This is a genomic window from Aminobacter sp. Y103A (genome assembly GCF_030294925.1).
GTDB classification, from domain to species: Bacteria; Pseudomonadota; Alphaproteobacteria; order Rhizobiales; family Rhizobiaceae; genus Aminobacter; species Aminobacter ciceronei.
Map to the genome: position 1 here is coordinate 132,578 of NZ_AP017989.1, position 12,622 is coordinate 145,199.

General features: G+C 60.7%; 7 protein-coding genes and 6 pseudogenes. 5 read left to right on the top strand and 8 right to left on the bottom strand.

From position 1 onward, the window contains the following. Positions 1-78 precede the first annotated feature (78 nt). Both Amn_RS31920 and Amn_RS31925 read left to right on the top strand, forming a co-directional pair. A complete protein-coding gene (locus Amn_RS31920; RefSeq protein WP_202353872.1) occupies positions 79-1,233 on the top strand; it encodes an IS110 family RNA-guided transposase in 1,155 nt (384 codons plus the stop codon). A 300-nt stretch (positions 1,234-1,533) separates the two neighbouring features. Then, positions 1,534-2,307 (top strand): annotated as a pseudogene (locus tag Amn_RS31925) (IS110 family RNA-guided transposase); the annotation flags it as partial. Positions 2,308-2,380: 73 nt separating this feature from the next. Here the strand turns inward: Amn_RS31925 and Amn_RS31930 are convergent. Beyond that, positions 2,381-3,342, bottom strand: a protein-coding gene (locus tag Amn_RS31930; protein WP_502874785.1) for an IS630 family transposase whose coding sequence is annotated in 2 segments (ribosomal slippage) — positions 2,381-3,009 and positions 3,009-3,342 — 963 coding nt in all. Because the reading frame shifts where the segments join, the coding sequence is not laid out codon by codon here. A gap of 595 nt (positions 3,343-3,937) precedes the next feature. On the opposite strand from Amn_RS31930, the pseudogene ltrA reads away from it, so the two are divergent. Further along, positions 3,938-5,197 (top strand): annotated as a pseudogene (gene ltrA / locus Amn_RS31935) (group II intron reverse transcriptase/maturase). Positions 5,198-5,277: 80 nt separating this feature from the next. After that, positions 5,278-5,622: pseudogene (locus Amn_RS31940) on the top strand (transposase); the annotation flags it as partial. 206 nt (positions 5,623-5,828) lie between these two features. Here the strand turns inward: Amn_RS31940 and Amn_RS31945 are convergent. After that, positions 5,829-6,521 (bottom strand): annotated as a pseudogene (locus Amn_RS31945) (IS6 family transposase); the annotation flags it as partial. A gap of 56 nt (positions 6,522-6,577) precedes the next feature. Between Amn_RS31945 and Amn_RS31950 the strand changes: the two are divergent. Further along, a pseudogene (locus tag Amn_RS31950) lies at positions 6,578-6,709 on the top strand (IS6 family transposase); the annotation flags it as partial. Between the two features lie 92 nt (positions 6,710-6,801). Here Amn_RS31950 and Amn_RS31955 read toward each other — a convergent pair. The 6 genes and pseudogenes from Amn_RS31955 to Amn_RS31980 form a co-directional block, all read right to left on the bottom strand. Then, entirely contained in the window at positions 6,802-7,476 is a 675-nt protein-coding gene (locus Amn_RS31955) for a hypothetical protein (RefSeq protein WP_244750064.1), read from the bottom strand. 901 nt (positions 7,477-8,377) lie between these two features. After that, positions 8,378-8,812, bottom strand: a pseudogene (locus Amn_RS31960) (Ros/MucR family transcriptional regulator). Between the two features lie 622 nt (positions 8,813-9,434). Continuing rightward, complete coding sequence (locus Amn_RS31965; RefSeq protein WP_199202513.1) at positions 9,435-9,899, bottom strand: GNAT family N-acetyltransferase; 465 nt, start codon at positions 9,897-9,899, stop codon at positions 9,435-9,437. Then, a complete protein-coding gene (locus Amn_RS31970; protein ID WP_286299716.1) occupies positions 9,896-10,858 on the bottom strand; it encodes a phosphotransferase enzyme family protein in 963 nt (320 codons plus the stop codon). Before Amn_RS31970 ends, Amn_RS31965 begins: the two co-directional genes overlap by 4 nt. Then, positions 10,855-12,306: an asparagine synthase-related protein gene (locus tag Amn_RS31975; RefSeq protein ID WP_286299948.1), complete on the bottom strand. Its 1,452-nt coding sequence runs from the start codon at positions 12,304-12,306 to the stop codon at positions 10,855-10,857. Before Amn_RS31975 ends, Amn_RS31970 begins: the two co-directional genes overlap by 4 nt. A 107-nt stretch (positions 12,307-12,413) precedes the next feature. Further along, a complete protein-coding gene (locus Amn_RS31980) occupies positions 12,414-12,578 on the bottom strand; it encodes a hypothetical protein (protein ID WP_202367956.1) in 165 nt (54 codons plus the stop codon). Positions 12,579-12,622 lie beyond the last annotated feature (44 nt).

The window sequence follows — 12,622 nt, forward strand, 5'->3', positions numbered from 1 at the left end:
GAGACGCGCGCGCCTAGCTCTGGAAGAGTTGGGTCGCTCACTTTCTCGATGGAGACCTTTGCCATGCAGACTGCCAGAATGACCACCGCACATACGATTGCGACCGTTGAGTGCGGCGCGATTTTCGTTTCTCTGGAGCTCAGCCGCTCGACGTGGCTGGTGACCACCCTTGCGGCCCCCGTGGGGTCCAAGCTGTCGAGGTATCAGGTGCGGGGTGGGGATATGCCGGGGCTGCTGGAGCGGTTTTCGGATCTGCAACGCCATGTCCACCGCCGGACCGGCCGGATTGTCCCAGTGATCGTGATCCAGGAAGCCGGACTGGACGGGTTCTGGATTCACCGCGCTCTGGTCGCGGAAGGGATCGAGAGCCACGTCGTTGACCCAGCTTCGATCGCGGTTTCGCGCCGGCATCGCCGCGCCAAGACAGATCGGATCGACGGGGAGGCGCTTGTTCGCACACTCATGGCGTGGAAAAGGGGCGAACCGCGGGTCTGTTCGATGGTTTGCGTACCGACACCGGAAGAAGAGGATCGTCGGCGCCTTTGCCGGGAACTGAAGACTCTGATCGGAGAGCGTATCCGTCATGTAAACCGGTTGAAGGGTCTGTTCTTCGCGCAAGGGATCGGCGGGTACGAGCCTCGGAACAAGGACCGCCGAGAACGCCTGGAGGCTCTGCGCACCGGAGACGGGCGGCCGCTTCCGAAACATCTCAAGACGCTGGCCCTGCGCGAGCTGGAAGTCATCGAGCTGCTGAACCGGCAGATCGAGGCCGTGAAGGCGGAGCGTGATGCGCTCTTGGAGGAGGCTCCGGCCGCCGGTTCCGCCCTGGAGCCGGTTCGGATGTTGCTCGAGCTCAAGGGCATTGGCCCCGGTTTTGCCGGCGCCTTGTGGTCCGAAGGCCTGTTCCGGAACTTCGCGAACAGGCGCCAGGTCGCGGCCTATGCCGGTCTTGCGCCCACGCCCTGGAAGAGTGGCACGATCAACCACGAACAGGGTGTCTCGAAGGCGGGCAATCCCCGTTTGCGCGCCATTGCCGTGGAAATGGCCTGGCTCTGGCTGCGGCATCAGCCGGGTTCGGCGCTTGCATGCTGGTATCACGAGAGGGTCCGCCGGTTCGGCCCACGCACCAGGAAAGTCACGATCGTCGCTCTGGCGCGCAAACTGCTTGTCGCTCTGTGGAAGTACGTGACCGGCGGTGTCGTGATCGAGGGCGCCAGAATGAAGGCCGTCTGACCGCCACCCGGAAAACTGAAACCAATTCCACCGGGACCCGATCAGTTCCGGCGGATCCGGGGGGACGAACCGGCGTAGGGTTTGGCCTCGCACGCCGTAGTTAAGAATGGTCCCGTCCTCCCGAGCCCTGTCCGCAGGATGCGGAATTCTGGTGCAGCCGTTATTTCGGCGACCGCATGTGAGCTTGAGCGCGCAGGTCGACTGCGACACGCGTTCCAATGAAGGGTTCGGACCTTGGATCCGAAACATCAGAGGAGAAAACGATGACCTGAAAATCCATACTTGATCCAATCCTCCTCATGTGAGCCTTACGTGAAGCGCGGGAAGACGGATGCCGCGGACGCCGCCGCGATCTGCGAAGCGGTGACACGTCCCTCCATGCGGTTTGTTTCTATCAAGAGCGAGGCCTGCTCATCGGTTCTGGTTCTTCACCGCACACGAGACTTTCTGGTTCGCCAGCGCACGCAGATTGGCAATGCGATCCGAGCCCACATGACGGAGTTCGGTGTCATAACGGCGAAAGGCGCTCAGAATGTCGGTCGCTTGCGTGAACAACTGGATCGGCTGCCGCAGGCGGCTCGGTTGCCCATAACCCTGCTCTTCGAACAGCTGGCCGAGACGAATGAGCGGATCGAACGGCTGACCGAAGAGATCAAAGAGACCCACGCGCAAAGCGAGACAAGCCAGCGTCTAGCCACAATCCCAGGTGTGGGGATGCTGTCGGCGACGATCATCGCGGCGACGACGCCGGATGTCGACAATTTCGGCAGCGCAAGGGACTATGCCGCCTGGCTCGGCCTCACTCCCAAGCCGCACTCCACCGGAGGCAAGCAGAGGGTGGGCCGGATCTCGAAGATGGGCAATCGTTATATCCGACGCTTGCTGTATCTGGGCGCCATGGCGCAGATCATGCTCAGATGCAGACTCAAGCGCGAACCGAGCTCGGACTGGCTATCGGGCATGCTGATGCGAAAGAAGACGAAGATCGTCGCCGTCGCTTTGGCGCATCGCATGGCACGAACAATATTCGCCGTCCTGAGGGACGGATCGCGTTACGAGCCGCAGTCAGCCTGACAGGCTCTCGGAATGGTCAGGGCAAAGTGAGGTGATGGCGAACAAACGGAGACGAAGAACCAGGACACCCCGATCAATCCGAAGCGCCTCGAGCGCGCTCGATTGAGTGGGACCTGTTCTCCAAGCGGATATTCATCAGGGCGCGCAGCGATCCCGTTGCACATTCAGACGCCGTATACATGGCCGCAACCGACCTGTTCACCAAACCCGATCCGATAACCCTTGACCCGCAGGAGCCATCCATACACGGGTTGAAGTCGGGACTGTAGGGCGGCAGGTAGAGCAGGCTCGCCCCTGCGGCCTCAATCGCGTCGCGCACGCCGGCGGCCTTGTGGGCGGGCAGGTTGTCCATGACGACTACGTCGCCCTCCGACAATGTCGGGACCAGCACCTGCTCGACATAGGCCACGAATACGTTGCCGTTCATAGCGCCGTCGTAGACGAAGGGCGCTGTCATGCCCGTCAGCCGCAGCGCTCCGGTGAAGGTCGTGGTCTTCCAGTGGCCATGCGGCACGCCGGCCCGGCAGCGCTCGCCGCGCGGCGCTCTTCCACGCAGGCGGGCCATCTTTGTGGAGAGGCCGGTCTCGTCGATGAACACGAGCTTCGCCGGATCGAGATCGAGCTGGCCGTCGAACCAGTCCCGGCGCCGCTTCAGGACGTCGGGGCGATCCTGCTCCAGTGCGTGCGCGGACTTTTTTTGAATGTCCAGCCGTGGCCGCGAAGCCAGGCGCTCAAGGCGCTGCGGCTGATCCGCACCGAATGCTCGGCGATGAGCCGCTCCACCATCTCGTTCAGCGTGATGTCCTTGCGCTCCTCGATCAGCCCGACGATGAAGGCTTCATGCGCATCGAGGCTGGAGGCGCGGCGGCGGCCCTGCGGGCGTGGCGCCAGTTCGCCGATCTTCGCCCGCGCAATCCAGCGGATCGCGCTGGACACTCCCACGCCGAACCGCGCCGCCGCTTGCCGCGCCGACATGCCCTCGTCCGAAGCCTTCAAGACCCGCGACCGAAGATCCCCGCTCAATGCTCTTCCCATCATCCACCTCCATCGAGGTGGATGTTGAATCAGCACAAAACGCAGCCGTCACATCACAATCGATTCATCGATCACAGGACGTGCTCTAGGACCGTAGCGTAAAGCTGCGTGAATGATGGGGGACGGCCCTCCGGGATCGGCTTTCAGGAGCAGGTCTCAAACCAGTCCGAGCTGCTGCGGTAAAGAGCCGTGGTGGTGAGCGTCGGATGAAAAGTTCGGACGAGATCCGAGCAGGTGGGTGTCCGAAAGACGAACGAAAGTGAACCCTTCGAAGACGCGTCGTTATGAATGTAAGTGTCGCCGAAACCAGGACCGTCTCGTCGTCCTGGGACAAGTCCGCCGGGTGCCTGATGACAGGGCGGGCGGCGACCGGCGTTGAGGGGGCGTGAGTCGGACACAGGCATTCGCGCGGAACTGCAGGAACCAGGCTCCTGATGCAAAGGGAGAAGCTCAAGCGGGCCAAACCGCAAGGCGAGAGTACCGATGCAGGGGACTGGGGCGGACCGGCCCGTATGAGCGCTGAAGGCCCTGTAATGGGGCCGGAGCAAAGGGGTCGGATCAGGTGGTCGTATTGTTTGGAACAACTGGAAACAGGATGACTTCAGAAGATACGACAGACAAGCCGTTTCGAATTGCGAAACGACAAGTGTACGAAGCTTACAAAGCGGTCAAAGCCAACCAGGGCGCAGCCGGGGTGGACGGGCAGACCCTGGAGATGTTCGAGAAGGACCTTGCAGGAAACCTCTACAAGGTCTGGAATCGGATGTCCTCAGGGACGTACTTCCCACCGCCGGTTCGCGCTGTCTCCATTCCGAAGAAGAGTGGGGGCGAAAGGGTTTTGGGTGTGCCCACCGTCAGCGATCGGATCGCACAGATGGTGGTCAAGCAGATGATTGAGCCGGATTTGGATATCCTCTTTCTTCCAGACTCCTACGGCTACAGGCCGGGAAAATCGGCTCTGGATGCCGTTGGCGTGACGCGTCAGCGGTGCTGGAAGCATGACTGGGTTCTGGAATTCGACGTCAAAGGGCTGTTTGACAATCTTCCGCACGATCTCTTGCTGAAGGCGGTCAGGAAGCACGTCACATGCAAGTGGGCTCTGCTGTACATCGAAAGATGGCTGGCAGCGCCGATGGAGAAGAACGGAGAAGTCGTCGAGCGCACACGCGGTACCCCGCAAGGGGGCGTTGTCAGCCCGATCTTGTCGAATCTCTTCATGCACTATGCATTTGATCTGTGGATGACGCGGACACACCCTGACCTTCCATGGTGTCGATATGCGGACGATGGCCTTGTGCATTGCCGGAATGAGCAGCAGGCAGAAGCCCTCAAGGCGGAGCTTGGTGCTCGACTGGCAGCATGCGGGCTTCAAATGCATCCGACAAAGACCAAGATCGTCTATTGCAAAGACCAAAGGCGCAGAGGGAATACCCGAATGTCGTGTTCGACTTCCTTGGGTATCAGTTCCGACCGCGACGCGTGGCGAACACGCAGCGAGATGAGTTCTTCTGTGGCTACACGCCTGCGGCCAGCCCAACGGCGCTGAAGTCGATTCGAGCCACGATCAAAAGCTTGAACATCCCGCGGCAAACGCCGGGGACGCTGGCTGAAATTGCCCAACAGCTCAATCCACTCCTTCGGGGATGGATAGCCTATTATGGCCGTTACAGCCGTTCGGCCCTGTCCACTCTGGCTGATTACGTCAACCGGAAGCTCAGGGCGTGGATCATGCGTAAGTTCAAGTCGCTTTCAGTCTCATAAGACGCGTGCCAGCCTCTTCGTGAGAAAGCTGGCGCGGGAAAATCCAGGACTGTTTGTGCACTGGAAGGCGTTCGGAACGAATACGTTTGCCTGATGGGAGCGGTGTGAATCGAGAGGTTCACGCACCGTTCTGCGAGAGGCCGGCAGGTGAAATCCCTCCGGCCTACTCACCCCGGCCTCTCCACAAAGATGGCCCGTCTGCGTGGAAGAGCGCCGCGCGGCGAGCGCTGCCGGCCAGGCGTGCCGCATGGCCACTGGAAGACCACGACCTTCACCGGCGCGTTGCGCCTGACGGGCATGACCGCGCCCTTCGTCGACGACGGCGCCATGAAGGGCGGCGTGTTCCTGGCCTATGTCGAGCAGGTTCTGGTCCCCACTTTGTCAAAGGGCGACGTCGTCATTATGGACAACCTGCCTCCCACAAGGCGGCCGGTGTGAGAGACGCGATCGAGGACGCGATCGAGACGGCCGGCGCGCAGCTCATCTTCCTGCCGCCATACTCGCCCGATCTCAACCCCTGTATGGATGGTTTCCTGCAGGTCAAGGGTATCGGATCGGGTTTGGTGAACAGGTCGGTTGCGGCCATGTATACGGCGTCTGAATGTGCAACGGGATCGCTGCGCGCGCTGATGAATATCCGCTTGGAGAACAGGTCCACTGGGGATGTCACGTTGTGTCCATACACGCGTTGAGACCTGCAGCCGCTGATGTCCGCTGACCATGGCCACGGCTTTCCATTCCGCCATGGCCTGCAGGCGGTGAAGATGTGTAGCGAGAGCGCAGCGTTTTGAGCGGGGCGGGACGAAGAGATTGCGCAGAGCCGAGAAGATCGAAACGAAGCGTTGCAGTGCTCCTGGTGATCGGAAGCCTTGCATAATCCGCTCCCGTTTTCGCAGCGGCACATGCGAATTCTCGGCACGGTTGTTCAATCCCTTATGCGACCGATGCTCGACGTCCGGCATCACCTGTCGCCTGGCTGCTCCATAGGAGCGCAGCTTGTCGGTGATCATGCGCTTCGGCGCGACGCCTTGCTTCTTCAGCAGCCGCGTCAGCAAGCGCTTGGCCGCTTTGGTGTTGCGGCGGTTCTGGACGATCTCGTCGAGCACATAGCCATCCTGGTCAACGGTCAACGGCGCGCCACAACCAGTGTTTCCTGCCGGCGATGGTGATGACGACCTCGTCCAGGTGCCAAACATCGTTTCGGCTGTGCTGCTTGCGGCGCAAGCGGCGAGCGTACTGCGGACCGAACTTGATGCCCCACCGGCGGATTGTCTCATACAAAACCACAGGATCCCGCGATCCAGCAGCATTTCCTCGAGACGCAGGCTCAAGGGGAACCTGTAGTAGAGCCAGACCGCATTGGCGATGATCTGCGGCGGGAAACGATGGCGCTTGTAGCTGACGGTTGCGGTGTTCATGACATCGGGTCTATGCCGCAAATCCCTGAACGCGAGTTAAGTTGACAACGCCTCTCCGGCGGATCAAGCGCCGTGTTCGGCCGATGCTCGGCTTCAAATCTCCCGCAGCCGCAAGCATCATCCTCGACGGCATCGAAATGCTTCACATGATGCGCAAACGACAGGCGAGGTTCGCCTTCAACCCAAATCCGTCTTGGCCGAGCCGCAATCCTCGCCGCCGCATAAGCACCGCCCGCCATATCTTCTTGCTTCAGTTCAAAAAAAGTTGCAACAGAACCCGTCACGGTTGCTGTTCAGATAGGCACCTTGCCCCGCTGGTAGCTGCCCCCTTGAGGCGCGCGCCGGCGAGCTCGAGGAGCGCGTGGGCTATCTCGTCCTCGGTCCAGCCAGATTCCGCTGCGCGCTCAACCAATGCCTGGAGGGCCGGTTCCAAGGCGAGCTGGCATTGAAGGCCGCGGTCCGGATGATCCACCGGGCAGCTTGGTTGCATGACCGCAATGTTTGATCGCTTCATTGCAGGCCATGGGCTCTCATCTCTCTCCTTTTGCCACACGAGGCGCGCCAGCTCACGTGTTGTTGCTGGTGTGCGCCCCGGCAACCGCTTCATCTTGTCAATCAGCCGCTCCAGCGATCCCGCGCGTCCCAACTCCGTAAAGAAATGATGCGGCGTGACGCTACCGAGCCGGTGCAGCTCGGCCAGCTTCCACACATACGGATAGTCGACCATGAAATCGGATCGAGGCGAGGCCTTGGACGGTTCAGCCTCGGTCACGATGCCGCCGCCCACGTGCCGATCGGCCCTCTCGATGATTTGGCGCACCCTCGTTATCGACAAGCCATGTTCCTGCGCCAGGTCGGCGAAGCGCTTGCCTTTCAGAAAGCCTTCGACCAGGGCGACGTTCCTATCGACGGTCGGGCTAAATCCCCAACAGGCACGCAATTTTTCCAGCATCATTGCGTTCATCCATCCGGTTGTTCGCGCTCCTGCAAACCCTAACCGGCCAAATCGGCGCTTGGAAGACCCGCCAGACCACGTCATGGCCCGGCGCGTAGGATGCGGGCGATCACCATGATCGTTGTCGACCGCCGACCAGGCGAATGTCGGCTTCGATCTTACCTCCTTCCCTTACACTGGGGGCGGCACTCACGTTCACTCGTTGTTCTTTTCCAAAAGCGGCCGGTAATATATGGTCTGCGACTACATCAGCGCTCAGCGAGTCACCTCGAATGACAGTCCAGCCCGGGTTCTCAATGAACCGAAAGTCAGCTGCCCAAGCTGCAAGGCCGACATCAAGCTGAACGAATCGCTCGCGGCGCCGCTGATTGCGCGAGGACTATGAGCGGCGTCTGCCGCAGAGCAACGCCTCGATCGCGGCTTGAGAGGAAGCTTAAACGCAAGCAAGCCGCAATGCGGCGCTCGACCGCCGATGATCGGGAGGCCCGTTCTGAGATCGGCCCAATCGGAGACGCTTGCACAATGGATCCGTGCCGACCGCGCCAACCATGATCGCCACGCCATCGTTGCTCAGGCGCAGGCGCGGTTCGGGATCGAGCTAGCCTCGACATCCGTCGAACCCCCTGAGGAATCTCTCCGAAAGCCAGGCAGCGTCCGCCGTCGCCGGCGTCTGTGGGGGCCGATGAAGCCAAGGAGAGCGCGCGCCAAGCTACTCATGACCCCGCTTCCGGTTCGTGAATCGGAGTCCGCCAAACTTCGCCCTGGGACACGAAGCTCTGCGCCGGTTCGCAAAACTCGTCGCACCGACAACGGCTCGGCGGCATCCAGGTGCAATGTTCGTTGCGGCATCAACGCCACCATTTGGAGTGGCGTTGAGTGCCGAATGCGATAGCGTCAGACCTCAGGCCTTCGCTTTGCGTTTCGCCGCAGGCTTCTTGGCCGGAGCTTGCTTCCTTCCCAAGCCTAGCGACTTTGCCAAAGCCGATCGGGTCGCCGAGTAACTCGGCGCAACCATGGGATAGTCCTTCGCCAGACCCCATTTCGCCCGGTATTCATCAGGGGTCAGCCCATGACTGGTCGCAAGATGGCGCTTAAGGGACTTATATTTCCTACCGTCCTCAAGACTGATGCCGGAAACACCGACTTTTTCGGGTTAACTGCCGGCATGGGGGCGGGCTTTACGATCGGAGCTGGCGGCCCAATATTGGACAACGCCGAATTCACGCTGGCGCTCAAATCCGGCAACCCCGGACACTGGCACTGCATTTTTCTGAACATAGGCTGCAACGATATCTGCAGTAAGTTCAATCATATTATTGCTTAGTTCCCCGGGCATCACTGTGCTCCTTCAATCATCACATTCTCATATACGCCATAGGGAACGATATGCATCCAAACGTATGGCACCTGAAATTTCTACAATCAAGCCATATGCTGGAATTTCTATGTGATGGTAGGGGGAATAACGGTTGTTCGTTTCGCAACACAGCGTGTATACGCAAAAGTCGACTGCTAGGCCTTGCGATGCGAAAGCCGATTGCAACTGCATCAGTCTAGAATAGTCTAAGAAGTGCCAAAGGTGGACGGTAGCCTAATGCAAAGCAGGATATGACTGCATGAACCTCGACAGAGCTCAGACAGTGTAGTGTCGAGTGCGTCTCCGAGGGTTTTAGAGGTGCTCGATGTAATTGAATGCGTCCGCAAATTCCCATATATGGGTTTTGTGCAATCAATCGATCTAAAAGTGGTATAACGCATATTATGGAACTGCAAATATGCAAGTAAAAACAAGCACAGCTGAGAAGCGCGATCGATGACCGAGGTTCGCACGGGCCGTCAACGGCGTGATGGACGTCAACTCCTTCATCACGTTTGGCAGCCCGCGAATCTGCCTAACTAAGTCTTCGATCACCTCGCGGATCGCGACTTGAACCGCGGCACGATCTTGGGCCGAGTTTTCAGTTTCCAGGGTCCTGCACCAACGAAACGAGGCCCGGCGTCGGCGCCGGCTGCGCCTCGAAGAAACCGCGCGAGCGTAGCAGGGTCAGGCAGGCCTTGTTGCGGGCATCCACGACCGCCAGCAGCCGCTCCAAGAATGCCGCCCGCTTGTAGTGAATCAGCGCGTCCACGATCGCGGTGCCGATCCCCTTGTGGAAATGGTCAGGGCGCACTCCCACCTCGATGTGAGCCCGCCGCCGGCATGGGGTCAGGTAGGCCGCCCCATACCCCGCGGGCATTCCTGCCCAACGGGCCACAAGGTAGTGGCCGCGCCCGGCCGCGATATCCACCAGCTTCCCCTCGATTTCCGTCCGGAGCTCTGCGACAGGCGGCGGAGTGGAAATCCACCGGTTGAATTCCTCCCCAGCCTGCAGCTCGGCCAGCCAGGGCACGTCGGCCAACCTGGCATCGAAGACGGTTATCACGAGCCCCTCAAGAAGCGTAGGGAACCGCTGGCAGCCCGCTCGACCATACCAGCGGCGCTCCCTAGGGCATCAACCCAGGTTTCGGTATCCAACTGGCAGTAGTCTTGTAAGAAACGCAGCGACCGCAGGTGCTGGACTGCTACAAGCCACCGCAGGGAATTGCTTAGCTCGGCGTCGTCTTTCGCCCGGTCATAACCAGTGAGGAACGCTCGCCACAACTCGGCGGCGCCATCGCCTGTTGCCAGTTCCAGCCACCACCCGACGGTGGCCAGATCGAGCCACTGTGGGCCAAGGCCGCAATCGTCAAAATCGAACATCACAATCCGATCGATAGCCCTGTGCAGGTTGGCCATCCGAAAATCGCCGTGGCAGAACCCTGCAGGCCCCGCCGCCCGGTTCATCCCTTGACCCCGCAGATCGGCCACCGCAGCCACCAGCCTGGCGCGCTCAGTGGCGAAGCCGTCCTCAATCCGGGCGATGGTCCGATCAATCTCCCCCTCGGCCGCCAGCTCGCGTTGGGGCGCGAGTGCGGCCAGCTGCGTCTGACCATGCAGGTCGGCCAATGCCGCGCCGGCAGCCCGCAGATCATCGGGACGCGCGCGCACCGGCTCGCCCGCCGCCACCTGAAACACGGCCATTGGCCGGGTGCCGGACCCCGGCACTTCCAGCTGCGTCAGCAGTTGCCCCTTCTGACTAGCCACGGCCCTTGCCACGTCCAGTCGATCGGTGGCCACTACGGCATCGAGCACCGCAAGCTCGGCCGCTATCTCGGCCTTCGGCCGACCTTCGGGCCGGTAAAGGCGAACATAAGCCACTGGCGCTCTGTCCGGCCCTGCAGCAAGCGTCCAGTTGACGCCACGCACGACCGTGCGGACCTCGGCCGAAAGGCGGTACTCCGCCTCCAAAGCGGCCGCAACGACCCGTTCCACTGCTGCAGTATCGTTCGTCGCCACCATCATGTCACTTGCCGCACAAATCGTTCCAGCCACAGGAAGAACGCCAGCGGCGCGCAGGGCGCTTCCGCCCGTGTTGCCGCGACCTCCTCCAATAAATTCAGTACCGCCCGTTGATCGACCAGGCCGAAATCCGCTAGCGCGCAGTCCTTCAGCTGCGATGCTATTCGGTCGGCCTCTTGGGCGATTAACTCCGGAAGCACACGCGCGAATGTCTCCTTTGCGTAAGTGCAGGGGAATATGCCGGCATTTAGGCCCAAATTAAGGTATTTGCGCATTGTCGTTCGCTGGAACCGAGCCGACAGTGGGAGCGCATGGCAATATTCCATCAACCGCGGATCACTCAGCGGATTGATTGGCCACAACCCGCGCCGCAGCAGGTATGGAGCCCTGCACACATGCGCTAGTAGCGTCGGCATGGAAACTACGCTCGTGGGCGCATCGAACAACCGCATCGAGCGTGCTGCCGTCAGGGCGCGTTGTGTCAGAATGCTTTCGGCATAGGAACCGACTTCTGCGATCATCGTCTCGCTCGACAGGCGCTCAGGGGCCATTTCGCCAGCGAACAGCTGGAATAGTTCATCGCCGCCTATTCCCGTGAGCAGGTACTGCGCGCCTTCGCTTCGCGCATCGGCCCAAATAGCCTCGAACGCTTCCAGGTAGAACTCGCCCAACGGGTGCTCCTTCCGCCGAGCGTCTGTCCGGAGATCGAGGCAGGGCAGGAAGTCGGCCATATTCACGGTGCTATCCCGCAGCTCAAGCTGCGCGACAATCGCGTTGCGCCGTTCCATCTGGGCATACCGGTGCTTGCCATCCAGTAGGATGCCCTTGCTGGAGAGCCTGCCCATCGTGTGACGCGCAGCAACTGCGACTGTCGCCGAGTCCATTCCGCCGCTCAGCTCAATTGTAGCCCCGCTTTCCTTGATCGGCCTCATGGTCAACACCTCATGCAGCAGCTGACGGAATCGGGGGGCAGGATCGAATCCGCCCTGCTCGTCCGTTGGTCCGACCACTTCCACCGCTTCCGGATAGCAGTAGTTGGCCACGCCGGGTGCAACATAGATGGAACCGCGTTCCGTCAACATCGTGACGCCGGCGCATATTTGCCGCGCCGAGTAGAAGGTCCCGAGCGTCAGGTAATGCGCTGCGATTTCCGCATCGAGCGCGAATGGCACACCTAGGAAGTCCGCGAAATCCCATGACAGTAATATCACATCGTGCTGGGCGCGACAGTAGATCGGCGCAGACCCAAGAACGCCGGCGCGAATGCGCATACGGCGTTCTCCTTCCATCACCTCGATCATTACATAGTCCAGCGGCCAGGCCACACATTCCTGATAGAGCTCGACATAAGCGTCCAAATCAAAAGCCTCGACTGCCGCCGGTGTGACCATTCCGGCTGCTCGCTCACGTACAACGGCGAACCATTGGCCGTCGGTCCTGACCAGCACCATTTCCAACGCTGGGTGATCAAAGGCCTGGATCCAGCTCCTACCGAATTCCACTCGGCCCGCGCGTTGCCAAACGCGGCCTCTCAGATCCTGTAGCCTGATTTCCGCTTTCAACACTTTCGTTGTCTCAGAAAGAGCCGTCCCGATGGCGCGGTATTGAAGCGGGGTGAGAGGTACGTCAGGGTGGCGCTGTCACCCGGCAAGCGGCGCTTCGGCAGCGGCGCCTGGGCGGCAGCGGACTTCTGCATGGGGCGATCAAGATTCTGCTTCTTCATGGCAAATCTCCATCTGAAAAGCCGCAGGATGGCGGCAAGCGCAT

Excerpts from the sequence above, each read along its gene's own strand:
- Amn_RS31955 (WP_244750064.1), bottom strand. The coding sequence starts at position 7,476 with ATGATGCTGGAAAAATTGCGTGCCTGTTGGGGATTTAGCCCGACCGTC.
- Amn_RS31975 (WP_286299948.1), bottom strand. The coding sequence starts at position 12,306 with ATGGTGCTGGTCAGGACCGACGGCCAATGGTTCGCCGTTGTACGTGAG.
- Amn_RS31980 (WP_202367956.1), bottom strand. The coding sequence starts at position 12,578 with ATGAAGAAGCAGAATCTTGATCGCCCCATGCAGAAGTCCGCTGCCGCC.
- Amn_RS31920 (WP_202353872.1), top strand. The coding sequence starts at position 79 with ATGACCACCGCACATACGATTGCGACCGTTGAGTGCGGCGCGATTTTC.
- Amn_RS31970 (WP_286299716.1), bottom strand. The coding sequence starts at position 10,858 with ATGATGGTGGCGACGAACGATACTGCAGCAGTGGAACGGGTCGTTGCG.